We start from the raw sequence: 24,437 nt of genomic DNA on the forward strand, positions 1-24,437 counted from the left end.
GGAGACCGTGTCCCACCTGCAGTGTCCGCATGGGGCGCGCCGCCACGGCCGGTTCCACTCGCGGTGCCCCCGGACGTTTCCCCGACGACCCGTTCGCGACGCATCCGGTGCGCACGATTGACCGGCACGATCACTCGACTGTGAAGGGGACGACGATGATCTGGGCGGTGGTTGCGGCGCTCGTCGGCGGGACGTTGTTGCTCGCCGGGGTGCCGAAGGCCGGCGATCACGAGGGGCTGCTGCGCGTCGTCCGCGGCTATCGGCTGCTGCCGCCCGTGTTGGAACGGGCGGTCGCGCGGGTGCTGCCCGCCGCGGAGATCGCCGTGGGTGCCCTGCTGGTGCTCGGCGTCGCCGGCAGTGCCGCCGCGGCTGTCGCGGCGGTGCTGTTCCTCGGCTTCTTCGTCGGCCTCACCGTGAACCTCGCGCGGGGCCGGCGCGAGCTCGACTGCGGCTGCTTCGCGTTCGGTGGCCACGGCGAGGCGCCGCGCATCGGCTGGTTCCACTCCGTGCGGGCCGGTGCGTTCGCCGCCGCGTCGATCGTGCTGGCCCTCACCGGACCCGCGACGCTCGGCGCGCTCCAGCAGGTGGCGGCGCTCGCGCTCGCGGCGCTCGCGCTCGCCGCCGGGCTCGCGGTGGCCCAGTTGCGCTCCGTGGTCCACGTCGGGCGCCGGCCCGTCGACGAGCACCTGACCGGCGCGTCCATCGAACTGCGCGCGGTCTCCACCGTGTCGCGCTACGGGGCCTGAAACCATTTCGCCCACAACATTTCCCGAGACAGGACGACAGATGGACACCATATTTCTCGTTGCGATCATCGTGCTGGTGGTGGCGGTCGCCGTGTTGTTCCTGATGGTGCTCGCGCTGGCCCGCGAGATCGGCCGGGTGCAGGTCCGGCTCGGCCCCCTCGGGGCCCGCATGATGGACACCGGTCCGAAGATCGAGCAGGCCGGCCCGTCCTTCCGGGGCCTCACCGACCACGTGGGCCGCACCGTCGGCGTCGGCGGCCACCGCGACAGGCCGCAGCTGCTGCTGTTCACGGCGCCCACCTGTTCCACCTGCAAGAGCCTGCTGCCCGGCATCCGGGCGATGGCCAAGGCGGAGAAGGACCTCGACGTCGTGATCGTCTCGGACGGCACACCGGAGGAACACCGGCAGTTCCTCGCCGGCAGCAACATCGGCACCGAACTGAGCTACGTCGACGGCCGCGACGTCGGCATCGCCTACCAGGTCGGCACCACCCCCTACGGGGTGATCCTCGACGAGCACGGCAAGATCCGCGCCAAGGGGCTGTGCAACCACATGGCCCAGGTCGAGAGCCTGCTCAACGCCCTCGAGACCGGCACCCCGTCGCTGCAGCACCTGCACGAACAGGCCAAGGCCCGCGCCGCCGCGAGCGCCTGAATCCCGCCTTCCCCCTGGACGAACGGAGAGATGCGTTGGAAGAGATGTACGAGAACCGGTATCCGGTCGACGAGGAGACCGTCAAGGAACAAGCCGCCTGGATGGCCGGCAAGGGCGGCTCGTTCATGAGCCGGACCGGACGCCGGATGTCGGAACAGGTGTCGCGCCGCTCGATGATCAGCCGCCTCGGCCGCTGGACGATGGGCGTGTCGGGGGTGGCGCTCATCAGTTCGCTTCCGGTGACGCGCACCGCGTTCGCGCAGGAACCCGCCCCCGAGCCCGGCCCGGACCCGCTCGTGCCCGTGTACGACGGCAAGGATCCCGCCGAGTGCGAGTACTGGCGTTGGTGCAACATGGACGGCACCTCCTGCGCTGCCTGCAACGGAGGCGGAGTGACCACGTGCGCGCCGGGCAGCAAGCCGGGCGCCGAATTCTGGGTGGGCTGCTGCACCAACCCCGACACCGGCAAGACGTACCTGATCGCCTACTACGACTGCTGCGGCGCCCCGTCGTGCTCCAACGCCTTCTGCGGCGAACCCGACATGCAGGCCGTCATGTACAACCCGGTCTCGGGCAGCTACGACCAGGAGATCATCTGGTGCGTGTCCGACGAATCCCAGTCGTACACCTGCACCATGGCCCCCATCATCGGCGAGGACTGCCAGGCCCGTCCCGCCGACCGCCCGAAGGTCGGTGCCGGATCATGACATCGCGTTCCCGCCGCCTCGTGCGTCCCGCCGCGGCCGTCGTACCGCTCGCGCTGCTCGTCACCCTCGCCGGTTGCGGCTCGTCCGGCGACGACGCGAACACCGCCGGCGACGTCACCTATCCCACCGTCGAATTCAGCACCCCCGGCGAGGGCATCTCGCTCGGCCACGACGACCAGGAGATCGGCGACACCATCCCCGAACCGCTGCACGTCGGCGAGATCGACCCCATCCGGCGTGACCAGCTCGTCGCCGTGGCAGGCGGATTCGGCAAGCTCGAGCTCGGCGTCAATGTCCTCGACCCGAAGACGGGCGTCGCCGGCAGCCGCATCGTCGTCGGCCCCGGCATCTGGGACCCCGTGATCCACGGCTTCGTCGGCGAGACTCCGTCCGATCCGGCCGTTCTCGCCGCCGAGGTGTGGCGCCCCCGCGGCTCGCGGGGGGCCGCGGACTTCACCGTCAGCACCTACTCCGGGAATCTGCTCGAGCCCGCCGAGGCGCTGCTGCCCGACGTCGCGCGCGTGCACTCGCGGCCCGGTTCCAACGCGGTCACCTCCGACGGACGGTACTTCGTCACGTGGGACGACGGGCTCTACGGCGTCCGCGTCGTGGACCTCGAGACGAAGCAGCAGAGCGGAGCCGTGCAGATCGTCGGCTGCGGACCGTTCACCTGGACCGTGGATCACGAGATCTACAGCGTGTGCGAGGAGACCGGCGAGCTGATCCGGATCTCCGTCGGCGACGACGGCGTGCCGGCCGAGACCGCCCGGGCGAAGGTGCTGCCGGAGGACTTCGTCAGCGCCCGGAAGGTCGGGTGGGCCGCCGAGGCGCGCAAGGCCCTGCTGGTCGGGGAGAACGGCGACGTGTACGTCTTCGACTTCTCGAACGGCCTGCCGCAGGGCGCGGTGACGCCGATCGGCAACGCCGGTCAGCCCGACGGGCGGTTCGCGAGCGACGTCATCGACAACACCGGCACCCGGATCGCGATCGCCTACACCGACTCACCGATCCATCCCAGTTCCGCGCGCGGCGGCGACCTGGCCCGCATCGTGCTGTCCGACGCCGCGAACCTCGCACCTATCCGGTCGCTGAGCCTGCAGGACCTGGGGCTGACCGACATCGCGAGCATGGCGTTCTCCGTCGACGGCGCGACGTTCTACGTCCTCGGTGGCAATCCGGAGGGTCAGGGCGAGGCGGCACAGCGCATCGTCGGGTTCGACGCCGCGACCGGGCAACAGGTCTCCTCGGCGGAGATCAGCGGCAACGTCGAGGATTTCACCGACCTGCTCACCCCCGAGGTGATCGGATGAGACAACCCGAAAACGGGTTGGTGCTGGGCCGGCGCCGATTCCTCGCCCTGGGCTCCCTCGGAGCCGGAGCGCTGGGAATGAGCGCGCTCGGGTTCGGTGCCGCCGGTTGCGCTACCGCATCGTCCGGTACGCAGCCGGCGGCCGCCGGATCGGACACACGATCGGCGGCGTCCGATCTCGACTACATTTCCCCGGCCGATCCGGAGATCGCCGCCGCCGAGGCCGCCCGCGGGTGGAACGGCACCGTGGCGTCGTTCGCGCTCGCCGCCGGATTCTCCACCGTCGACCTGGGCGGACGCCTGGTCGACACCTGGACCTACGGCGGGCACGCCGTCGCCCCGGAACTGCGGGTACGCAAGGGCGACCGGCTCGACGCCGCGGTGCGCAACGACCTGGACGCCGACACCACGCTCCACTGGCACGGCATCCGGATCCGCAACGACATGGACGGCGCAGCGCCCGTCACCCAGGCGGCGATCGCACCGGGCACAACGTTCGACTACAACTTCGTCGTCCCGGACCCCGGCACCCACTGGTACCACTCGCACAGCGGCCTGCAGGCCGACCGCGGCCTGTTCGGGGCCCTGATCGTGGAGGACCCCGACGACCGCACCGGCGCCGACGCCGACGCCGTCCTGGTCCTCGACGACTGGGTCGACGGCCTGGGCACCACGCCCGACGCCGTGCTCATGGCGCTCAACCCCGCGATCTCCGGCGGTCACGTCGGCCACGGCGGTGGTGCGGCACCCGGCGCGCACCCGGCCGGCGACACGGACGTCGCCCGGCAGCTGGTGAGCGCCGGGCACGGCGAGTCCGCGCCCCTCGGCGGGATGACCCAGCACATCGCGTATCCGTTGCACCTGATCAACGGTCGTCCCCCGAACGATCCCGCCCCGGTCGTCGCCGCGGCGGGGCAGCGGTTGCGGCTGCGGATCGTCAACGCGGCGGCGGAGACCCCGTACCGGTTCGCGGTGGCCGGGCACGAACTCACGATCGTCGCGGCGGACGGCTTCGACGTGCAGCCCACCGTCGCCGACACGATCGTCGTCGGAATGGCGCAACGCTACGACGTCCTCGTCACCGTGAAGTCGGGCGTGTGGCCGATCGTCGCGAAGGTCGAAGGGCGGCAGGGGTATGCCTCGACGGTGCTGCGCACCCCGGATGCGGTGCCGATGGCCGACGCCGACGTGGGCGACGCGATCCCCGAACTCGACGGCCGGCTCGTCGCGGAGAGCGCGTTGCGGCCCGCCGACACCGTGCGGCTCGACCCGCGCGAGCCCGACCGGGACTACCGGATCGAGCTGATCCAGGCAGGGGACCGCTACGTGTGGGGCATGGCCGGCGCCGACGCCGGCCGCCTCGTCATGAAACAGGGTGAACGCGTAAGGATCACGATGAAGAACTCGTCCACCATGTGGCACCCCATGCACACGCACGGACACACCTTCGCGATCGGCGCGTACGGCGGGTTGCGCCGCGACACGGTCAACGTGCTGCCCGGCACCGAACTCGCGATCGAATTCGACGCCGACAATCCGGGCGAATGGATGTTCCACTGCCACAACGCCTACCACTTCGAAGCCGGCATGACCGCGAACCTGCGGTACATCCGATGAGAGGAATCGCCATGAAGAAGTCCGTCACCCTGCTCGCCGGCCTGCTGACCGCGGCGAGCCTGTCCGCGTGCGGCAGCGCCGGAGGTTCGGCCGAACCGGCCGTCGTCGTGGAGGTGAAGAACATGGCCTACAACCCGGAGTCGGTGACGATCGAGAAGGGTCAGACCGTCGAATGGCGATTCGACGACGGCGGACTGCCGCACGACGTCGTGGGCGAGGGTCCCCTCGAGGGGGAGCTGAAGAGTGAACTCCTCACCGAGGGAACGTATTCCTACACGTTCGACGACGCCGGCACCTTCACCTATCACTGCACGCCGCACCCGATGATGGTCGGCACCGTGATCGTCCGGGAATGACCCGGCGGCCGGGGTGGGCTGCGGCCCTGCTGCTTCCGCTCGTCGCGGCCTGCGGGCCGTCCGAGCGGCCCCCGGACGCGGTGGTGGTCGTCAGCAACGTCCACTTCGCCCCGCCCGACGTGACCGTACCGGCCGGCGGCACCGTCGAATGGCGGTTCGAGGACGGCGGGGTGCTGCACCAGGTCACGTCGGAGGGACGGTTCGACAGCGGGATCACCGGGGGAGGTACGTACTCCCACACCTTCGACGAACCGGGAACCTACGAGTACACCTGCTCGGTCCACCGGTACATGACCGGCACCGTCACCGTCACTGTCACCGAATCCTGAACCAGCCGTCCGCATCCGGAGAACACCGACCCCCTTGGAGGAAGTCATGACAGCAGTACTCACGCACGAGCCGCTGACGACGGACGTGCCGGACATCCGTCCCACCCTGCAGAAGGCCGTGCCGTCGCGCACCCGGGCGGCACTCATCGCCGCCGCCGGCGTCGCCGGTGCCGGGGCGGCGGCGCTCGTCGCGCCGTCCGGACCCACCGCGACGACCGCCGCGGTCGTGGGTGCCGGAGCCGTCACCGCCCTGGCCGCGAACTGGTCGACGTGCGGCATGTCGGTCGCCGGCGTCGTCGCGGCTCCGAAGCAGCCCGACCGCGCGGGCTCGTCGACGCCGGTGCGCCGGCTCGGCTGGCACGCGCTCGGGTCGGTCGCGACCGGCGCCCCCACCGGTGCGCTCGTCGGCGCGCTCGGTGCGCTCGTCGCCGGATCCGTCCCGATGACGTGGGCGCTCGTCGCGTGGGGCGTCGTCGCGTTCGCCTACGGTCTGCACGAGCTGGGCCTGGTGACGCTGCCGACGCCGATGCGCCGCCGGCAGCTGCCGCGGCACCTGCGCCGGTCGATGGCACCGTGGAAGGTCTCGCTGCTCTTCGGCGCCATGATCGGACCCGGCTTCGTGATCTTCATTCGGTCGAGCGCGTACTACCTGCTGGTGCTCGGCGTCGCTGTGGTGGGCTCCCCGGCGCTCGGCGCCGCCCTGTTCACGCTCGTCTCGCTCGGCCGGTGCCTGCCGAGCCTGCTGGCGATCCTGCACACCCGCGGCGGCGGGTCGATGCCGGGCTTCCTGTCGGCGATGTGCGTGGTCGACCGCCGCGTGCAGACGCTGACCGGCGCCGCGCTCGTCGCTCTCGGCGCGTTCGCGGTCGTCGCCGCACTCTGACGTGCCGGTTCGCGGCGGTTCCCGGGCGCACTACCGCACCGGGGACCGCCGCGACTAACGTCGGGCGGCATGACGACTTCTCTGCAGAACATCGGCATCAACACCCTCGGCGGGGTGCCCACCTCCCTCGCCGAGTTCGACGGCCGCGCGGTCCTCGTGGTCAACGTCGCCTCCAAGTGTGGCCTGACCCCGCAGTACACGGCGCTCGAGAAGCTCGCCGTCGAGTACGCCGACCGGGGCCTGACCGTTGTCGGTGTGCCGTGCAACCAGTTCATGGGCCAGGAGCCGGGCACCGCCGAGGAGATCCAGACCTTCTGCTCCACCAACTACGGCGTCACGTTCCCGCTGATGGAGAAGATCGACGTCAACGGCGAGAGCCGGCACCCCCTCTACACCGAGCTCACCCAGCACCCCGACGCGAACGGGGAGGCCGGTGATGTGCAGTGGAACTTCGAGAAGTTCCTCGTCGCGCCGGACGGGAACGTCGTCGCCCGGTTCCGGCCGCGCACCGAGCCCGACGCCCCCGAGGTGATCGCGGCCATCGACGCCGCGCTGCCCCGCTGACCGCGATGACCGACACCATCGATGCGCGGGCGGCCCTGTACGACGTGATCCGTGCGCGCCGCGACGTCCGCGCGGAGTTCACCGGCGAACGCGTCGACGAGCAGGTCCTGTGGCGGGTGCTGAGTGCGGCGCACGCCGCGCCCAGCGTCGGCAACACCCAGCCGTGGGACTTCGTGGTGGTCCGCGACCCGCAGCGGCTCGCCGAGTTCGCCGACCACGTCGCCGGCTGCCGTCGCGCGTTCGCGGACTCGCTGCCGGAGGAACGGCGGCGCACCTTCGACCCGATCAAGGTCGAGGGCATCGCCGAGTCCGGCACCGGGATCGTGGTCACCTACGACCCGTCGCGGGGCGGGCAGCACATCCTCGGCCGGCACACGATCGACGACGTGGGCGTGTTCTCGGCGGTGCTGTCGATTCAGAACCTGTGGCTCGCGGCGACCGTCGAAGGACTCGGCGTCGGCTGGGTCTCGTTCTACGACGAGGCGTTCCTCGCCGACTTCGTCGGGGCGCGGTCCCCGGTGCGGCCGATCGCGTGGCTGTGCGTCGGCCCCGTGACGCGGTTGCAGGAGGTGCCGGACCTCGAGCGGTTCGGGTGGCGGACCGGCCGGCCCCTCGCCGACGCCGTGCATGCCGAAACCCTTCAGGTGCGCGACGCCTGACGTTCATCCGGCCCTGGCACCGTGGAGCCCATGAGCGGCCAGCTGATCGTGTCGGTGTCGGGCATCAGGGACGAGACCCGCCCGGCGGTGGACGCCTTCGCCCGGGAGATGGACGCCCGCGGCGTGCCGCTGTCGCTGCTCGTCGCGCCGCGACTGAAGGACCACTACCGGCTGGCGCGCGACCCGCACACCCAGGAATGGCTGCTCGAGCGTCGCGAGGGCGGCGACGCCATCGTGCTCCACGGCTACGACCAGGCCGCGACCAAGCGGCGGCGCGCCGAATTCGCGGTCCTGCCCGAACACGAGGCGCGGCTGCGGCTGCTCGCCGCCGACCGGGTGCTCGAGGAGACGGGGCTGCGGACCCGGCTCTTCGCGCCGCCGCGCTGGCTCGCCTCGCCCGGGGCCGTCGCGGCGCTGCCCGTCACCGGTTTCCGGCTCCTGGCCGGCGCCGCCGGGATCCACGACCTGGACCGCGATACCGTCACTCATGCACGGGTGTTCGGCATCGGCGAGGGCGCCAAGGCCGAACCGTGGTGGTGCCGGGCGATGGTCATCGGCGCCGCCCGGGTCGCGCGGCGTGGCGGGCTGCTGCGGCTGTCGATTTCCGGCAAGCAACTCGACCGGCCGGGGCCGCGGCAGGCGATGCTCGACGCGATCGACCTCGCCCTGCACCTCGAGGCGCAGCCCTCCGTCTACCGCTGGCCGCCGCGCCTGCGGAAACTCGGCGCGGCCTGAGCCCGAAGATCCGCCCACACGAACCTACCCTGCAGTAGGTTGGCGGGCATGGACGCAGACGTGATCGTGGTGGGCGCCGGCCTGGCCGGGCTCGTCGCCACGGCCGAACTCATCGAAGCCGGACGCACCGTGGTGCTCGTCGACCAGGAGAACTCACACAACCTCGGGGGACAGGCCTTCTGGTCGTTCGGCGGGCTGTTCTTCGTGGATTCCCCCGAGCAGCGCCGACTCGGCATCCGCGACTCGTACGACCTGGCCCTACAGGACTGGATGGGCAGCGCCGCCTTCGACCGGGAGGACGAGGACTATTGGCCGCGCCGCTGGGCGCAGGCCTACGTCGAGTTCGCGGCCGGAGAAAAGCACGCGTGGCTGAAGGAACGCGGGCTGAAGCTGTTCCCCATGGTCGGCTGGGCCGAACGCGGCGGCTACGACGCCGGCGGTCACGGCAACTCCGTGCCGCGCTTCCACATCTCGTGGGGCACCGGACCGGCACTCGTCGAGATCTTCGCCCGCAAGGTGCTCGACGGCGTCGACCGCGGCCGGGTGATCCTGCGGAACCGGCACCGCGTCGACGACCTCGTCCTCACCGGCGGCGCCGTCACCGGGGTGCGCGGAACCGTGCTCGAGCCGTCGTCGGCGGCGCGGGGCGTGGCGTCGTCGCGCGTGGCGACCGGCGAGTTCGAACTCTCGGCCGGCGCGGTGATCGTCACGTCGGGCGGCATCGGCGGCAACTACGACCTGGTGAAGAAGAACTGGCCGAAGCGGCTGGGAGACCCGCCGAAGCACATGCTCACCGGCGTGCCGGCGCACGTCGACGGGCGGATGCTCGAGATCACCGAACGCGCCGGCGGGCGCATCGTCAACCGCGACCGGATGTGGCACTACACCGAGGGCATCACCAACTACGACCCCGTCTGGCCCAACCACGGCATCCGCATCCTGCCCGGCCCGTCGTCGCTGTGGCTCGACGCGACCGGCAAGCGACTGCCGGTGCCGCTGTTTCCGGGCTTCGACACCCTCGGCACCCTCGAGCACATCGTGCGCAGCGGCCACGACCACACCTGGTTCGTGCTCGACCAGAAGATCATCGAGAAGGAGTTCGCGCTCTCCGGCCAGGAACAGAACCCCGATCTGACCGGACGCGACATCCGCAAGGTGCTGCAGCGGGTCAAGCCCGGCGCACCCGGACCGGTGGAGGCGTTCAAGCGCCGCGGCGTCGACTTCGTCGTCCGCGACACCCTCGCCGAACTGGTGGCAGGGATGAACGAGATCACCCCGGATGCGCCGCTGGATTACGCGACGGTCAAGCAGGTCGTCGAGTCCCGCGACCGCGAGATCGCGAACAAGTACACCAAGGATCTGCAGGTCGCGGCGATGCGCGCGGCCCGCGCCTACCTGCCGGACCGGATCACCCGCATCGCCGCCCCCCACCGGCTGCTCGATCCCAAGGCCGGACCGCTGATCGCGGTCAAGCTGCACCTGCTGACGCGCAAGACGTTGGGCGGGCTCGAGACCGACCTGTCGGGCCGGGTGCTGAAGGCCGACGGCTCGGTGTTCGAGGGCCTGTTCGCCGCCGGTGAGGTCGCCGGATTCGGCGGCGGCGGGGTACACGGCTACCGCTCGCTCGAGGGCACGTTCCTCGGCGGCTGCATCTTCTCCGGCCGCGCCGCCGGCAGGGCCGCAGGCCGCTGACGCGGCCGGTGTGTCCTTTGGGCGGCTACCGCAGCCCAAAGGACACACCGGCGGTTACGCCTCGACCGAATCCTCGGCGGGCAGCACCCGGAACTCGGTGCCCTCCGGCGCCATCTCGGAGTAACGGCCGTAGAAGATGCCGGTGGCCTGCTCCGCGACGATGCCCTGGTGGATCGGCACGGCCACCCGCGGATTGACCGCGCGCAGATAGTCCACCGACTCCCAGATCTTCAGCCACGGTGCCGCGGCGGGCAGCGCGAGCACGTCGACCCTCTCGTTCGGGATGTACAGCGAATCGCCCGGATGCAGCAGTCGCGCCGGGTTCTCGGCGTCGCCGAGCAGATAGGCGGTGTTGTCGATGACCGGCAGTTCCGGGTGGATGACGGCGTGCCGGCCTCCGGTGCCGCGCACGTGCACGTCGCCGACGGTGAATGCGTCGCCCGGGTGCACGGCCTTCCAGCCGCCGCCCAGCTGAGCGGCGGTCTGCGGGTCCGCGTACAGGGCAGCCCCCGGGTTGGCCTCCACCAGCGCCGGCAGTCGCGCCGGGTCGGCATGGTCCGGGTGCTGATGGGTGACCAGGATCGCGTCGAGCCCCGTGATGCCCTCGAAGCCGTGCGAGAAATTCCCCGGGTCGAACAGGATCGTCGCGCCCAGGTGCTCCACGAGCAGGCAGGAGTGTCCGAAGTGGGTCAGTCGCATGCACCCGAGTATGGACCGTCGCGCGCGGCGGCGCGCCGAGCGATCTCGCGTCCAGTTGTGCCGAGCGAATGTATCGTTCCGTCGGCCTACGGAGATGAGCGATACATTCGCTCGGCCCGCGGGCGGGTCAGCGCAGCTCCTCGGACCCGCTCGCTGCCTGCTGGGCGAGCGAGCGGCCCCACTGCTCGGCTCGATCCTCCTCGCCGGGCTCGAGTTTCGACTGCTTGTCGACGAGGAAGCTCTCCGGATCGGCGACGAGCTCGAATCCGTGCTTGCGCAGCTTCTTGGCGATGCCCTTGCCGGCGCGCCCGGTCAGGACGGCCGCCATGTCGATGCGCGTGTCGAACGATGCGGCCTTCCCGCCGCCGGCCGGCAGCGCATCGAGCCACTCGCGGACGCCCTCGCTCTCGGCGTCCGGTTCGAGCGTCAGCCCGCTGTCGGGTTTCTCGGCCTGCTCGACCGCGCCGTGGCGCGTCGACTCCCGGCTCATGCCGTGCGCATGCGTCGGGCCGCCGACGACCACCAGGTCGTATTCGGACAGGTTCTCCTCGTGTGCCTGCGTCACGGGGACCGTGCGCACCGCGTCCGCCGGTCCCAGCCCGCGCGCGACGGCTTCCGCCACGTGACGGGTGTTCCCGAACATCGATTCGTACACCACCAGTGCTCGCATGCCGCACCTCCTCGGCTGGGCGGAAAATCGACGACCGTCCAACTCAGCATAGGAGCCGTCGGACCGAGCGAATGTGACTTTCCGTCGGCCTACGGAGATCAGCGATACATTCGCTCGGGTGGGTGGCGTTGTGAGGAGCTGCGAGGAGAGGAGCGGGGCATGACGGATACGGTGCAGACGACCGGGGGAACGGTACGGGGCACGCCCACCGACGGAGTGTGGGCGTTTCTGGGCATTCCGTACGCGGCCGCCCCGGTGGGAGCGGCGCGGTTCGCGGCCCCGGGCCCGCGGCCACATTGGGACGGTGTCCGCGACGCCACCGCGCCCGGCCCCACCTGCCCTCAGGCGCCGTACGCCGCTCCGGCGGCCGCATTGCTCGGCAACGTCATCGAACCCGGCGACGAGTGCCTGAATCTCTCCGTGTGGACACCCGATCCGGGCGCCTCCGGGTTGCCGGTGATGGTGTGGATCCACGGTGGCGCGTTCACCCGCGGCTCGAACCGGATCGACAGTTACGACGGACGCGCCTTCGCGCGCGACGGTGTGGTGCTGGTCGGCATCAACTACCGGCTCGGCGTCACCGGGTTCCTGTCGCTCGACGGCGCGCCGGACAATCGTGGCTTGCTGGATCAGCTCGCCGCGCTGCGCTGGGTGCAGGACAACATCCGGGCCTTCGGCGGCAACCCGGACAACGTGACGGTGTTCGGCGAGTCGGCCGGCGGGATGAGCGTGGCCGCGTTGCTGGCCTCGCCCGCCGCGAGTGGACTGTTCCACCGCGCCGTCGTGCAGAGCGGCAACGCCACGGCGGCCTCGGACCTCGAGGACGCGCGCCGGGTGGGGGCTGTCCTCGCCGACCGCCTGGGTGTGCCGGCCACGGCCGAGGCGTTCGGGGCCCTCGCCCCGGACGTCCTGCAGGCGGCCCAGGACGCTCTCGGCCTCGACCTCGCCCAGAATCCGGACCCGGCCCGGTGGGGCGCGTCGGTGGTGCAGCGCGGACTGGGCGTGATGAGCATGTTCCCGACGATCGACGGGGAGATTCTGCCGTCGTTGCCGATCGATGCGATCGCCGCCGGAGCGGGAACGGGTGTGCCGGTGCTGGCCGGCACGACCACGGACGAGTTCCGCTTCTTCCTGGTGCCGACCGGTATCGCCGCGGCGATCACCGACGACAACCTGCCGTTCGTCCTGCAGCGGTACGGGATCGATCCCGCGCTCGCCGACCTGTACGCGGCCCACCGGCCGGGCGCGACTCCCGGCGACGTGCTCGCCGCTGTCCTCACCGATTACGCCTTCCGGTCGGGCACGGTCACCCTGGCCGACGCGGTCGCCCGCCACGGTGGCACAGCGTGGTTGTACGAGTTCGCCTGGCCGAGCCCGGTGCAGGATCTGCGGGCGTGCCATGCCCTCGAGATCGCGTTCGTCTTCGACCGCCTCGACGTCTCCCACCGGCTCACCGGCGACCGGCCCCCGCAGGCCCTCGCCGACGAGATGCACCGCGCCTGGGTGCAGTTCGCGACCACGGGAGGTCCGGGATGGGCGCCGATCGATGCCTCACGGCCGGTCCGGGTGTTCGGCGGTGAGGGTGATCCGGTGGTGGCCGATCCGCGCGCCGACGAGCTGGCGTGCTGGATCGGGTGACGTCGCAGCGGAATCCGTGACGGCAGCGCCCGCGGCGGGTAGGGTGGCCGCACGGTATCCCGGTGCCCGGAGGCGTCGCCCTCCGGTCCCTCGTCGAGTGCACCGGGCTGTGATGATGCATCGTTTCACCGAGCCGACTCCGATCGGTGCCCGGGTCGGTAACGACGGGAACAGTGCTGCGCCTTCGGGTCCGCTCGCTCGGGTGCCGTCCGGTCGGCGAGGGTGGCGGGCATGAGGATCTGGATGCTCGTCGACCTCGAACCCGGCTACGAACGGCTGCACGTCGGGGACACGATCGAGGGCACGACCGAGTGGTGCCTGCCGCACATGCTGCCGCCGGAACTGATCAGCCGGAACCTGCCCGCTCGCGTCGAGCGGGTCCCGGCGAGCACGCCGGGTGGGTTCGACCGGGTCGCGCACCTCGGGGACGGGGTGTCGGCGCTGCTCCCGCCCGGATATCCGGAGGACGGGCAGGACACGGTCTCCGGCTGTCTGCTCTACGACCGCTACCTCGGTGTGTTCCACCGCACGGTGCCGACCGCGCGGGGCCGGATCGTGCGCCGGGGCTGGATCACCCAGCTCGCGAATCGCACGCCGACCCGGTATCCGGGCTGGTATTCGGTGCACCCGTCCGGGCCGCCGACGCTGTGGGAGGGCGGTGGCCGTATCCCGGCGGAGCGGACCGTCACGTGGGACTGTGTCCTCCTCGACACGCAGGGGTGCTGAGCGGCCGGTGCTACGGCTCCGGGCCGGCGACGATCTGCTCGACCCGATCGTGGAAGACCCGCCAGCGCCGCTCGTTCTCGTGCGTCAGCACCGCGCTCTGCGCCGCGAGATCGGCGGCGTGGTCGATCATTTCCGCGGCCGAGAAGACGTAACGTGGCGCGATGCGGTCCCCGGCGAGGTCCGCGCGCAGGGCGGCTGCGGTGAAGTCGATGCGTCCCAGGATCGCGACCGCCCGATCGAGGTTGCGGGCGACGAGTTGGGCCGTCGTCGCGCACTGCCAGTCGTTGGTGACGATGCGGTGCCGTTCGGCGAGCAGGTCCGCGAGGCCCGGGTAGGCCAGCAGCGCCTCGAGTACGTCCCAGGCGGTCGCCATGGCGTCGGCGAGCCACTGCCCGGTCGTCCGATTCGCCTCGGCGAGCGTCCCGAGGTCGGCCTTCAGTTTGGTGATCTCGGCGGGTTCGTCGCCGCTCTCCATGAACAGGATGCCGAGCGTCTCGGTGGCCCGATCGTCGTTGAGGTCGGGCGCGCCGGCGAACGGGCTCGGCGACGTCCGTTCGAGCGGTGCGACGACCGACCACCGCTCGGCGAGCGCCTTCAGGGCGCGTGAGCTGCGGTGCAGCCGGATCACGTCGTGGAACGGCGATTCGGAATAGAACTTCTCGTGCTCGCGGTGGAACCGGGCGAGGTTACGCACCGTGAGCAGCAGCTGGTCCCGCTCCGCCTCCATGGCACGAGCGTGACACAGCGCGAGGACGCGCTGCCGGCGAATCGGAGACCTTCCGCCGGCAGCGCGTCGTGGGTGCGGGCCTCAGCGGGGGCTGAACCGCCGCAGTCGCAGGCTGTTGCTGACCACGAACACCGAGCTGAACGCCATCGCCGCGCCGGCGATCAGCGGATTGAGCAGCCCGAGCGCCGCGAGCGGCAGGGCCGCGACGTTGTAGGCGAACGCCCAGAACAGGTTGCCCTTGATGGTGCGCAGGGTCGCGCGGGCGAGCCGGATCGCGTCGGGAGCGGCCCGCAGGTCGCCGCGCACGAGGGTCAGGTCGGAGGCCTCGATCGCGACGTCGGTGCCGGTGCCCATCGCCAGTCCGAGGTCGGCCTGGGCGAGGGCGGCCGCGTCGTTGACGCCGTCGCCGATCATGGCGACGACCCGGCCCTCGTCCTGCAGCCTCTTGACCACGTCGACCTTGTCGGCGGGCAGGACCTCGGCGAAGACCTCGTCGATGCCGACCTGCTTCGCGACGGTCTCGGCGGCGCTGCGGTTGTCGCCGGTGAGCAGCACCGGCCGCAGGCCGAGTTCGCGCAGTTCGGCGATCGCCGACGCGGAGGTGTCCTTGATCGTGTCGGAGACGACGACGATCGCCCGGATGCGCCCGTCCCAGGCGATCCACACCGGTGTGCGGCCCTCGGCTTCGGCGGCCCCGGCGCTCCGTCGCAGCGGTTCGGGCGCGGTCAGCGACCACTCGTCGCGCAGCCAGGACAGCCGGCCCGCGAGCACGGCGTGGCCGTCGACGACACCGGAAACCCCTCGTCCACCGTGGTTTTCGAAGCTCTCCACCGGCGAGAGAGCGCCGGTGGCGGCGGCCCGCTCGGCGACGGCGCGCCCGATGGGGTGCTCGGAGGCGTGCTCGAGCGACCCCGCCAGGTGCAGTGCCTCGTCCTCGGAGCCGCCGTCCGCCGCGTGCACCGCGGCCACGGCCATGCGGCCGGTGGTGACGGTGCCCGTCTTGTCGAGCACGACGGTGTCGACGCGGCGGGTGGATTCGAGGATCTGTGGTCCCTTGATCAGGATGCCGAGCTGGGCGCCGCGGCCGGTGCCGACGAGCAGTGCGGTCGGGGTCGCGAGGCCCAGCGCGCAGGGGCAGGCGATGATCAGTACTGCGACGGCAGCGGTGAACGCCGCGGTCACCGAGTTGCCCGTGAGGAGCCAGCCGGCGAGGGTGAGCAGCGACAGCCCGATGACGATCGGGACGAACACCGCCGACACCCGGTCGGCGAGCCGCTGCACCTCGGCCTTGCCGTTCTGCGCCTCCGTCACCAGCCGCGCCATCTGAGCGAGCTGGGTGTCGGCGCCGACTCGGGTCGCGCGGACCACGAGCCGGCCGCCGGCGTTGACGGTCGCGCCGACGACGGGGTCTGCGGGCCCGACCTCGACCGGCACGGGTTCGCCGGTGAGCATCGACGCGTCGACGGCGGAGGTGCCGGAGACGACGACGCCGTCGGTGGCGATCTTCTCGCCGGGCCGCACGACGAACCGGTCGCCGACGGCGAGCCGGCCGATCGGGATCCGGGTCTCGGTGTCACCGTCGCGTAGCACGGCGACGTCCTTGGCGCCCATGTCGAGCAGTGCCCGCAGGGCCGCGCCCGACTGCCGCTTGGCGCGGGCCTCGAAATAGCGCCCCGCGAGGATGAAGGTGGTGACGGCGGCGGCGACCTCGAGATAGATGTGCGGCTCGGAGCTGCCGGTGGGCAGCAGATCGAACGTCATCCGCATCCCGGTCATACCGGCGTGGGTGAAGAACAACGCCCACAGCGACCAGAGGTACGCGGCCGTGACGCCGACGGAGATGAGGGTGTCCATCGTGGCGGCGCCGTGCCGGGCGTTGGTCCAGGCGGCGCGGTGGAACGGCAGCGCCCCCCACACCACGACGGGGGAGGCCAGGGTCAAGGTCAGCCACTGCCAGTTGTCGAACTGCAGCGCCGGGATCATCGACAGCAGCACCACCGGCACGGTGAGGACCGCGGAGACGGTCAGGCGCTGACGCCAGGCGGCGGCCTCGTCCGGTTCGGGGGCGGCCTCGGTGGTCTCCTCGGCCTGCGGCGGGGCGGGGAGCGCGGCGGTGTAGCCGGTCGCCTCGACCGTCGCGACGAGGTCGTCGGGGGCGACCCCGTGCGCATAGGTGACCTTCGCCTTCTCCGTCGCGTAGTTGACGGTGGCGGTCACGCCGTCCATGCGGTTGAGCTTCTTCTCGATGCGCGCCGCGCAGGAGGCGCAGGTCATGCCGCCGATCGAGAGTTCTACCTCGTGCACCATCTCACCCGTGGTCATGGGCGGGTCCCTTCTCGAGTCGGCGGGTCACTGCGGGGCGAGGCGGTAGTCGCCGGCCTCGTCGAGCGCGGTGGCGACGGCCTCGCCGTCGATGCCGTCGACGCTGGTCACCGTGACGGTGGAGACGCCGCCCGCGACCAGTTCGACGTGTACGTCCTCGACGCCGGGCAGGGCGCGCAGTTCCTCGGTGACGGCGCCGGCGCAGTGGCCGCAGGTCATGCCGACGACGGGGAAGGCCTGGGTGTTCATTCGGGGGTCCTCACTGCTCGGTCCGGTCGGTTCGGTGGGGTGGCTGCCGCAGCGGCAGCCGCTGGCCGTGTCGGTCAGGGGCAGGAGCCGGGTCATCGCGATTCTCCTCTGCGTGGGTGCACCCCATTTATACCCCCTAGGGGTATAAAACCGCCAGGGCGGGACTTCCTCTTCATCGAATCTTCAGGAATGTCGCGTGCCGCCCGGGTGGGACAAGGCCCGGAAGCGGCGGGCCGGCCCGCCTTATCCTGAGAACCTCCGACAGGACCGACGGCAAGGATGTGAGGCGACACCGAGGTGAACGACGAGACTTCGGCCCACGCCCTGTTCCCGGGACCGGATCCCACCGCGACCGCCCACCGCCACGCCGACTGGGTGTCGACCGCGCTGGGGCCGATCGACACCTGGCCTCCCGAACTGACGGCGGCCGTGCGGACCGTCGTTCCGTCGCGGGTGCCCATGCTGTTGTGCTGGGGAGCAGAGCGGGTGCAGATCTTCAACGACGCCTTCCGGCCCTTCCTCGGAGAGAAGTTCCCGGCGGCGGTCGCCCAGCCGGCCTCCGAGTGCTGGGGCGAGATCTGGGACGTCATCGGCGCCCTCTTCGCCCAGGCGCAACGCGGTGAGCCGACCCTGTCGGAGCGGATGCAGTTGTTCATGCACCGCTTCGGCTACACGGAGGAGACGTACTGGACGTTCTCCTACAGCCCCGTCCGGGCCGCCGACGGCACCGTCGCGGGCATCTTCGTCGCCACCACCGACGTCACCGAGCAGGTGCTCGCCGAGCGCCGGGCCGCCGTCCTGCGGGAACTCGGCCAGCTCTCGATGACGGAGACCGACACCGCCGACGATGCCTGCCGGGCTGCGCTCGGCCTGCTCGCCGGCCACGAGGACGATCTGCCGTTCGGCAGTGCCCACCTGTGCCGCGACGAGGTGATGGCGACGGTCGCCGAGTTCGGCACCGCTCCCGGCGCCGCGTCGGACCTGTCGGAGGTGATCGCCCGGGTCGCCGAGTCCGGCAGGACCGAGACGGTCGCGGACCTCGGTCCCGACGGCGACACCGCGGTGGTACTGCCGCTCCCGGTCTCCGGTGGTGGCCCGGCCGGCTCTCTCGTGCTCGGCATCAGCCGGTTCCGCGAGCTGAACGAGCAGTACCGGGTGTTCCTCGATATGGTCGCGGTCCGCGTGTCCACGGCCCTGTCCGATGCGCAGGCCTACGAGGCCGAACGCCGGCGGGCGGCCGAACTCGCCGAGCTCGACGCCGCCAAGAGCCGGTTCTTCGAGAACGTCAGCCACGAGTTCCGCACCCCGCTGACGCTGCTCCTCGGGCCGCTGCAGACCCTGCTCGACGAGCACGCCGCCGCGCTGCCACCCGCCCAGGTCGACGCCGTCGCGGCGGCGCGGCGGGCCGCCCTGCGCCTGCAGCGGCTCGTCGACATGCTGCTCGACGTCGCGCGTGGGGACGCCGGCCGGCTCGACGCCCACACCGAGCCCACCGACATCGTCGCGGTGACGCGCGAGGCCGCCGAACTGTTCCGCGACGCCGCCGACCGTGCGGGCCTCGCGCTCCTCGTCGACGTCGACAATGTGCCGAGCCGGTACGTGGCGACCGACCGGGCGATGTGGACACACATCGTGCTGAACCTGCTGTCCAACGCGATCAAGTTCACGCCGGAGGGCTCGGTCGCCGTGTCTCTGCGGGGTGACGGAGCGAACCTGGTGCTGTGTGTCGCCGACACGGGCACGGGCATCGCGGAGGCCGAGCGGGGCAAGATCTTCGACCGCTTCTACCAGATCGGCGACCGGTCCGGCCGCAGCCGCGAGGGCTCGGGCATCGGGCTGTCTCTCGTCGCGCAATTCGTTGCCGCCCTGGGCGGTTCGGTGTCCGTCGACGCCGTCGCCCCGCACGGTTCGGTGTTCACGGTGACGGTGCCCGTGGTGCCGAGCGCACAGCCGGCACCACGCGCCGCGGACGACGTCGTGGCGTCCGCCGGCGCGGCGTACCTGGGGGAGGCCGAGGCGTGGCGGCCCGTCGCGACCCCCGGCGCCGGACCACGCGAGGGGCAACCGTGCCTCCTCCTCGTCGAGGACAACGCGGACATGCGTGACCATCTCGTCGACCTGCTCGCCGCGCAGGGCTGGCACGTCGATGTCACCGCCGACGCCGAGTCCGCGCTCGAGCGGATCCGGACCGAGGTTCCCGACCTGCTCCTCAGCGACGTCATGCTGCCCGGGCGCAGCGGGTTGTCGCTGCTGCGGGAGGTGCGGGGCGACGAACGGCTGGCGCGGCTGCCGGTGATCCTGCTCACGGCCCGGGCCGGATCGGAGTCCGCCGTCGAGGGACTGCGGGCCGGTGCCGACGACTACGTCGTCAAGCCGTTCCACCCCAGTGAGCTGATCGCCCGGGTCCGCGTGCACCTGGAGATGTCACGTCTGCGGGAGGAGTTGCTCGCCGCCGGCGAGCGCGAGGCAGCCTCGCTCCGGACCGCCTTGGACACACGGAGTGTCACGAGCCGGGCCGTGGGCCTGCTCATGGCGGCGCACCGGGTCGACGCGGACACCGCGTTCGCGCAGCTGTCGGCGATGTCGCAGGCGACGAACGTCAAGGTTCGCACCCTCGCGGCCGAGATCGTCGAGAACTTCACGGCGTCGCTCGCCGAGCCGGAGCCGCCACAGCCGTGACGGGGCCGCCGGCGTCGGGCCCTGCCGATTCCGGACCGGCTCGGGTCGGCCGGTAAACTGCGGGCTGTCCGGTGTCCGTCCCCGGGCGCCAGCACTACTACCGAGGAGCAGCACGTGGCTCGTGTCGTCGTCGAAGTCATGCCCAAGGCCGAGATTCTCGATCCTCAGGGCCAGGCCATTGTCGGGGCGCTGTCGCGACTGGGCTTCGCGGGCGTGTCCGACGTCCGTCAGGGAAAGCGCTTCGAGCTCGAGGTCGACGGCAGCGTCGACGACGCCGAGGTCGAGAAGATCGCCGAGGCTCTGCTCGCCAACACGGTCATCGAGGACTGGACCGTGCGGCGGATCGACGGTGACGCATGAGTGCACGCGTCGGAGTCATCACCTTCCCGGGCACGCTCGACGATATCGATGCGGCCCGCGCCGTCGAGCTCGCCGGCGGTGAGGCCGTCAGCCTCTGGCACGGCGACGCCGACCTGAGGGGAGTCGACGCGGTCATCGTGCCGGGTGGCTTCTCCTACGGCGACTACCTGCGCTGCGGCGCCATCGCGCGGTTCGCCCCGGTCATGGGGAAGGTCGTCGAGGCCGCTCGGGGCGGGATGCCGGTGCTCGGCATCTGCAACGGCTTCCAGGTGCTGTGCGAGGCCGGTCTGCTGCCGGGTGCCCTCACCCGCAACGAGGGCCTGCACTTCATCTGCCGCGACCAGTGGCTGAAGGTGGAGTCGAACACTACCGCGTGGACCACCCGCTACGAGGCCGGTGCCGAGATCCTGGTGCCCCTCAAGTCGGGTGAGGGCCGGTTCCAGGCCTCGGAGAAGGTGCTGGACGAACTCGAGGGTGAGGGCCGCGTGGTGTTCCGCTACTCCGGCGACAACCCGAACGGCTCCCAGCGCGGCATCGCGGGCATCTCGTCGGCGAACGGCCGCGTCGTCGGCCTGATGCCGCACCCCGAGCACGCCACCGAAGCGCTCACCGGTCCCAGCGACGACGGGCTCGGCATGTTCTACAGCGTTCTCGACGCGGTCGTCTCCGCCTGATTCCCGTTCGTGGGCAGGGTCAGGTCGAAGCGGGCGCCGCGCCCCGGCCCGTCGCTCGCGGCCGTGAGATTGCCGCCGTGGGCGCGGGCGAGACTGCGCGCGATGGTCAGGCCCAGGCCGCTGCCGCCGGGGCTGCGGGCCGGATCGATCCGGTGGAACCGCTCGAACACCGCGTCGAGCTGATCCGCGGGGATGCCGTCGCCCGTGTCGCGGACCCGCACCCGCACGGCCGCCCGGTCCGCGCGCTCGCACGTGACGACCACCCGGCCCCCGGCCGGCGTGTGCCGCAGGGCGTTCTCGAGCAGGTTCGCCAGGATCTGCGCCACGCGCTGCGAATCGAACCGGACCGGCGGCAGCGCCTCGGGCAGCTCCGTCTCGAGCCCGACCTGCTTGTCGGCGAACCGCGGTGCCGCGGCCGAGACCGAGGCCGTCACCGCCGCGGCGAGGTCGCCCTCCTCGGGGTGCAGGGCGAGCGCGTGCTCGTCTGCGGCGGAGAGGTCGGACAGGTCCGACACGAGACGCCGCAGCCGGTCGAGCTGGTGGTGCATCACCTGCCACGAGGTGGCGTCGGCGGGCAGTACGTCGTCCTCGATGCCCTCGAGGTAGGCCTCGAGCGTGGCCACGGGTGTGCGCAGTTCGTGGGCGAGATCGTCGAGCAGCCGGCGTCGTGAGAGCTCCGTGCTGTGCAGGCGGCCCGCCATGTCGGCGAAGGCGTTCTCGAGCCGGGCGAAGTCCGCGTCGCCGGACCGGGTGATCGGCACGTCGTAGCGGCCGCGGGCGACGTGGCCCGCGGCGTCCACCAGCCGGCCCACCGGCGCGGTGATGCGGCGCACCAGGACCACGGACGTGATCGCCGCGGCACCGAGCGCGACGGCTGCCCCGGCGGCGAGCGCGACCGCTCCGGCCTGCGCGAACGCCTCCTCGGTGTGAAGGCGGACCTGCGTGTCCTCCACGCCCGCGTGGGCGAGGTGGTAGTGGAACAGCGGAGCGGCCACCAGCGCCGCGACGACGGTGAGCGTCGCGGCCCCGACGAACAGCACGAGCAGTTGCGCGATCAGCAGCCGCCCACGCAGTCCCAGCCGGTTCACCGCGCGGCCTCCATCGCGTACCCGACCCCGCGCACGGTACGGACGAAGCGCGGGGCGGCGGCATCGTCGCCGAGCTTGCGGCGCAGCGCACGGATGTGGACGTCCACGATGTGCTCGTCGCCGAACCAGTTCGGCCCCCACACCTCGTCGATGATCTGCCGGCGCGAGAGCGCCGCCGACGGTCGAGACGAAAGTGTCAGCAGCACATCGAATTCCGTACGCGTCAGCTCCACCGGCGCGTCGTCGACCGAGACGGTGCGGGACACCGGATCGACGACGAGCCCGCCGATGCGGCGCGGTGCCTCCGCCGCGGTGCCGCTGCGGGGCCGGCGCAGCATGGCGCGCACCCGGGCGACGAGCTCCCGTGGCCCGAAAGGCTTCACGACGTAGTCGTCGGCGCCCACCGACAGGCCGATCACCTTGTCCACCTCGTCGCCACGGGCGGTGAGCATGAGCACGTACGCGTCCGAGAAGGTCCGCAGCTGCCGGCACACCTCGATGCCGTCGAAGCCCGGCAGCATCAGGTCGAGCACCACGAGCACCGGGTCCGTCTGCCGAGCCAGCGCGACGGCCGTCGGTCCGTCGTAGGCGAGCGCGACCTCGAAGCCCTCCCGTTCGAGATAGCTGGCCACCACCTTCGCCAGGGCGGCTTCGTCGTCGACTACGAGGATGCGGGGGCCGGGGGTGTGCACGCGGCCAGGGTACCCAGCACTCGCGGCCGTCCGTTCCCTGTCGCGGGTCGGGTGTACAACTGGGTGGCCCTGTCCGCCGACCGAGGAGATCGCATGCCCAGCGCGGACAGTGTGCGCGCGATGATGCTGGCGCTGCCCGAGGCACGTGAAGTGGTGGTGGACAGCTGGGGTGACCAACCCACGTACCGGGTGCGGAACAAGATGTTCGGCCTCCTGGGTTACGGTGCGGCCACGGTCTGCCTCAAAGCCACCGTGGACACCCAGGCGGCCCTGCTCCACGAGGATCCGGACGTGTTCCGCGCGGCCCCGTTCTTCGGGCGCTACGGCTGGATCGACGTGGTTTTCGCCGCGGTAGACACGGTCGAGTTGGCGGAACTGATCGAGGATGCGTGGCGGCTGACCGCGCCGAAGCGGGTCGTCGCGGCGTTCGATGCCCGCCGGGAACATCGCTGACGAGCGAGTGCCGGAGGGTGCCGACCATGCCGCGGGTGACCATGCCGCGGGTGACGAGGGCCGGGCGCACCCGGCTGCCCGCCACTCGGGTTGCGGCAGAGAATTGTTCGGTGACCCGTCGACGACGGACCGGATCGCGGTGACCCCGTGAACGCGCTGCATCGCGTATCGAGCAGGCGGATCTATCGACGCGTCCGTCGCGGGGACCGCGCGTCCAGTTCGTCGCGCAGGGCCCGGTAGGTTGCGACGTCGATCTCGCCGGAGGCGAGCCGCCGGTCCAGGATCCGGCGGGCGTCGTCGCCGGGATCCGGTGGCGCCGCCGCCCGGACCACCGCCCACACCACCACCCCGGCGAGCAACAGCCAGAACACACCCATTGCGAGGGTGGCGGCCCAGCCTGCGCCGCCGTACCAACCCATCATCGCGCACCTCCTACGACGAGTGTGCGCGCCGCCGCGTGTGGGCGGGCGTTGCGGCCGATGAAGTTTCGATGAAGGACCGGCCGGGGCGGGGCTGCGGCCCCGGACTCGGCCGATCCGGCGGGTACCGTCGAATCATGTTGTGGAACAAGAGAGTAGTAGCGGCAACGGCGGCGGTTCCGCTCGCCCTGGTGATCGTGGCGTGTGGCAGCGACGAGCCGCAGCAGCAGGCGGGGACGGCGACTCCGGGCACGTCCCAGACCTCGGCTCCGGCCGGGCAGGCACAGTTCGTCGACGCGGACGTCGAGTTCCTGCAGGAGATGTATCCCCATCACGCGCAGGCCGTGCAGATGGCCCAGGCCGTGCCCGAGCGCAGCGACGATCCGCAGCTCATCGACCTCGCCGCCCGCATCGAGGCCGCGCAGGAACCCGAGATGGAGCAGATGGTGTCGCTGCTCGACAGCTGGGGGCAGGAGGCGCCGGACGAGGACGGGATGGGTCACGGCGGCATGGGCATGCCCGGCGGGATGCCGGGAATGATGTCCGACGACGAGTGGGACTCCATGATGGGTGCCCGCGGCATGGACTTCGACCGCATGTGGCTGACCATGATGATCGTCCATCACGAGGGCGCGATCGAGATGTCGCAGACCGAACTGGCCGAGGGCGTGAACCCGGAGGCGCGGCAACTCGCCGAGTCGATCATCGCGACGCAGCAGGCGGAGATCGACGAGATGCGCGCCATGCTCGAGCGGTAGTTGGTGTCGTGACCGGATCGTGACCGCCCCA

General features: G+C 71.4%; 27 protein-coding genes. 19 read left to right on the forward strand and 8 right to left on the reverse strand.

The window, feature by feature from the left end; all coding sequences use genetic code 11:
* The first annotated feature begins 155 nt into the window (after positions 1–155).
* The 12 genes from ACWPOB_RS01965 to ACWPOB_RS02020 all read left to right on the forward strand — a co-directional run bounded on the left by ACWPOB_RS01965 (position 156) and on the right by ACWPOB_RS02020 (position 10,252).
* A complete protein-coding gene (locus ACWPOB_RS01965; RefSeq protein ID WP_455399737.1) occupies positions 156–746 on the forward strand; it encodes a MauE/DoxX family redox-associated membrane protein in 591 nt (196 codons plus the stop codon).
* 40 nt (positions 747–786) lie between these two features.
* Entirely contained in the window at positions 787–1,401 is a 615-nt protein-coding gene (locus ACWPOB_RS01970; protein ID WP_065922985.1) for a redoxin domain-containing protein, read from the forward strand.
* A gap of 44 nt (positions 1,402–1,445) precedes the next feature.
* On the forward strand, positions 1,446–2,108 hold the full coding sequence (locus tag ACWPOB_RS01975) for a methylamine dehydrogenase light chain (RefSeq protein ID WP_100058192.1): 663 nt from the start codon (positions 1,446–1,448) through the stop codon (positions 2,106–2,108).
* Positions 2,105–3,418 (forward strand): hypothetical protein, encoded by a 1,314-nt coding sequence (locus tag ACWPOB_RS01980; RefSeq protein ID WP_455399738.1) that lies wholly within the window; start codon positions 2,105–2,107, stop codon positions 3,416–3,418. Before ACWPOB_RS01975 ends, ACWPOB_RS01980 begins: the two co-directional genes overlap by 4 nt.
* Positions 3,415–5,034 carry a multicopper oxidase family protein gene (locus tag ACWPOB_RS01985; RefSeq protein ID WP_455399739.1) on the forward strand — a complete coding sequence of 540 codons (1,620 nt, stop codon included), beginning with the start codon at positions 3,415–3,417 and terminating at the stop codon, positions 5,032–5,034. Before ACWPOB_RS01980 ends, ACWPOB_RS01985 begins: the two co-directional genes overlap by 4 nt.
* A gap of 11 nt (positions 5,035–5,045) precedes the next feature.
* The gene (locus ACWPOB_RS01990; protein ID WP_100058194.1) at positions 5,046–5,390 is read left to right on the forward strand and encodes a plastocyanin/azurin family copper-binding protein; all 345 of its coding nucleotides are present in this window, start codon (positions 5,046–5,048) and stop codon (positions 5,388–5,390) included.
* A complete protein-coding gene (locus tag ACWPOB_RS01995) occupies positions 5,387–5,719 on the forward strand; it encodes a cupredoxin domain-containing protein (RefSeq protein WP_455399740.1) in 333 nt (110 codons plus the stop codon). Before ACWPOB_RS01990 ends, ACWPOB_RS01995 begins: the two co-directional genes overlap by 4 nt.
* Positions 5,720–5,765: 46 nt before the next feature.
* On the forward strand, positions 5,766–6,602 hold the full coding sequence (locus tag ACWPOB_RS02000; RefSeq protein ID WP_455399741.1) for a methylamine utilization protein: 837 nt from the start codon (positions 5,766–5,768) through the stop codon (positions 6,600–6,602).
* 69 nt (positions 6,603–6,671) lie between these two features.
* Positions 6,672–7,166: a glutathione peroxidase gene (locus ACWPOB_RS02005; RefSeq protein ID WP_455399742.1), complete on the forward strand. Its 495-nt coding sequence runs from the start codon at positions 6,672–6,674 to the stop codon at positions 7,164–7,166.
* A 5-nt stretch (positions 7,167–7,171) separates the two neighbouring features.
* A complete protein-coding gene (bluB, locus tag ACWPOB_RS02010) occupies positions 7,172–7,825 on the forward strand; it encodes a 5,6-dimethylbenzimidazole synthase (protein WP_100057445.1) in 654 nt (217 codons plus the stop codon).
* A gap of 30 nt (positions 7,826–7,855) precedes the next feature.
* A complete protein-coding gene (locus ACWPOB_RS02015) occupies positions 7,856–8,560 on the forward strand; it encodes a DUF2334 domain-containing protein (protein ID WP_100057446.1) in 705 nt (234 codons plus the stop codon).
* A gap of 48 nt (positions 8,561–8,608) precedes the next feature.
* A complete protein-coding gene (locus ACWPOB_RS02020; protein WP_455399743.1) occupies positions 8,609–10,252 on the forward strand; it encodes an FAD-binding dehydrogenase in 1,644 nt (547 codons plus the stop codon).
* Between the two features lie 54 nt (positions 10,253–10,306).
* Here the strand turns inward: ACWPOB_RS02020 and ACWPOB_RS02025 are convergent, their stop codons facing one another.
* Both ACWPOB_RS02025 and ACWPOB_RS02030 read right to left on the reverse strand, forming a co-directional pair.
* Positions 10,307–10,951, reverse strand: a complete 645-nt coding sequence (locus tag ACWPOB_RS02025) for an MBL fold metallo-hydrolase (RefSeq protein ID WP_100057448.1) — start codon at positions 10,949–10,951, stop codon at positions 10,307–10,309.
* 127 nt (positions 10,952–11,078) lie between these two features.
* Positions 11,079–11,621: a flavodoxin family protein gene (locus tag ACWPOB_RS02030; RefSeq protein WP_100057449.1), complete on the reverse strand. Its 543-nt coding sequence runs from the start codon at positions 11,619–11,621 to the stop codon at positions 11,079–11,081.
* A gap of 159 nt (positions 11,622–11,780) precedes the next feature.
* Here ACWPOB_RS02030 and ACWPOB_RS02035 point away from each other — a divergent pair, with 159 nt between their 5' ends.
* Positions 11,781–13,259, forward strand: a complete 1,479-nt coding sequence (locus ACWPOB_RS02035) for a carboxylesterase/lipase family protein (protein ID WP_455399744.1) — start codon at positions 11,781–11,783, stop codon at positions 13,257–13,259.
* 231 nt (positions 13,260–13,490) lie between these two features.
* Positions 13,491–13,985 (forward strand): hypothetical protein, encoded by a 495-nt coding sequence (locus ACWPOB_RS02040; protein WP_455399745.1) that lies wholly within the window; start codon positions 13,491–13,493, stop codon positions 13,983–13,985.
* 10 nt (positions 13,986–13,995) lie between these two features.
* Here ACWPOB_RS02040 and ACWPOB_RS02045 read toward each other — a convergent pair whose 3' ends face one another.
* From ACWPOB_RS02045 to ACWPOB_RS02055, 3 genes are all read right to left on the reverse strand, one after another.
* On the reverse strand, positions 13,996–14,712 hold the full coding sequence (locus ACWPOB_RS02045; RefSeq protein ID WP_100057452.1) for a hypothetical protein: 717 nt from the start codon (positions 14,710–14,712) through the stop codon (positions 13,996–13,998).
* A gap of 81 nt (positions 14,713–14,793) precedes the next feature.
* Entirely contained in the window at positions 14,794–17,034 is a 2,241-nt protein-coding gene (locus ACWPOB_RS02050) for a heavy metal translocating P-type ATPase (RefSeq protein WP_455399746.1), read from the reverse strand.
* Positions 17,035–17,061: 27 nt separating this feature from the next.
* The gene (locus tag ACWPOB_RS02055; protein ID WP_455399747.1) at positions 17,062–17,379 is read right to left on the reverse strand and encodes a heavy-metal-associated domain-containing protein; all 318 of its coding nucleotides are present in this window, start codon (positions 17,377–17,379) and stop codon (positions 17,062–17,064) included.
* A 201-nt stretch (positions 17,380–17,580) separates the two neighbouring features.
* On the opposite strand from ACWPOB_RS02055, the gene ACWPOB_RS02060 reads away from it, so the two are divergent.
* From ACWPOB_RS02060 to purQ, 3 genes are all read left to right on the forward strand, one after another.
* The gene (locus ACWPOB_RS02060; protein ID WP_455399748.1) at positions 17,581–19,962 is read left to right on the forward strand and encodes a response regulator; all 2,382 of its coding nucleotides are present in this window, start codon (positions 17,581–17,583) and stop codon (positions 19,960–19,962) included.
* Between the two features lie 114 nt (positions 19,963–20,076).
* Positions 20,077–20,322, forward strand: a complete 246-nt coding sequence (purS, locus tag ACWPOB_RS02065; protein WP_006940332.1) for a phosphoribosylformylglycinamidine synthase subunit PurS — start codon at positions 20,077–20,079, stop codon at positions 20,320–20,322.
* Positions 20,319–20,996, forward strand: coding sequence for a phosphoribosylformylglycinamidine synthase subunit PurQ (gene purQ / locus ACWPOB_RS02070; protein ID WP_455399749.1), 678 nt, complete (start codon positions 20,319–20,321; stop codon positions 20,994–20,996). Before purS ends, purQ begins: the two co-directional genes overlap by 4 nt.
* Here purQ and ACWPOB_RS02075 read toward each other — a convergent pair.
* Positions 20,963–22,084: a sensor histidine kinase gene (locus ACWPOB_RS02075; RefSeq protein ID WP_455399750.1), complete on the reverse strand. Its 1,122-nt coding sequence runs from the start codon at positions 22,082–22,084 to the stop codon at positions 20,963–20,965. The genes purQ and ACWPOB_RS02075 overlap by 34 nt on opposite strands.
* Positions 22,081–22,776: a response regulator transcription factor gene (locus ACWPOB_RS02080; RefSeq protein ID WP_100058518.1), complete on the reverse strand. Its 696-nt coding sequence runs from the start codon at positions 22,774–22,776 to the stop codon at positions 22,081–22,083. Before ACWPOB_RS02080 ends, ACWPOB_RS02075 begins: the two co-directional genes overlap by 4 nt.
* Positions 22,777–22,869: 93 nt before the next feature.
* Between ACWPOB_RS02080 and ACWPOB_RS02085 the strand changes: the two genes are divergently transcribed.
* Positions 22,870–23,229, forward strand: coding sequence for an MmcQ/YjbR family DNA-binding protein (locus ACWPOB_RS02085; RefSeq protein ID WP_006940324.1), 360 nt, complete (start codon positions 22,870–22,872; stop codon positions 23,227–23,229).
* Positions 23,230–23,411: 182 nt separating this feature from the next.
* Here ACWPOB_RS02085 and ACWPOB_RS02090 read toward each other — a convergent pair whose 3' ends face one another.
* Positions 23,412–23,651 (reverse strand): hypothetical protein, encoded by a 240-nt coding sequence (locus ACWPOB_RS02090; RefSeq protein ID WP_455399751.1) that lies wholly within the window; start codon positions 23,649–23,651, stop codon positions 23,412–23,414.
* A 134-nt stretch (positions 23,652–23,785) separates the two neighbouring features.
* On the opposite strand from ACWPOB_RS02090, the gene ACWPOB_RS02095 reads away from it, so the two are divergent.
* Positions 23,786–24,406 (forward strand): DUF305 domain-containing protein, encoded by a 621-nt coding sequence (locus ACWPOB_RS02095; protein WP_455399752.1) that lies wholly within the window; start codon positions 23,786–23,788, stop codon positions 24,404–24,406.
* The last annotated feature ends 31 nt before the right edge of the window (positions 24,407–24,437 follow it).

The organism is Rhodococcus sp. 2H158, from assembly GCF_053764755.1.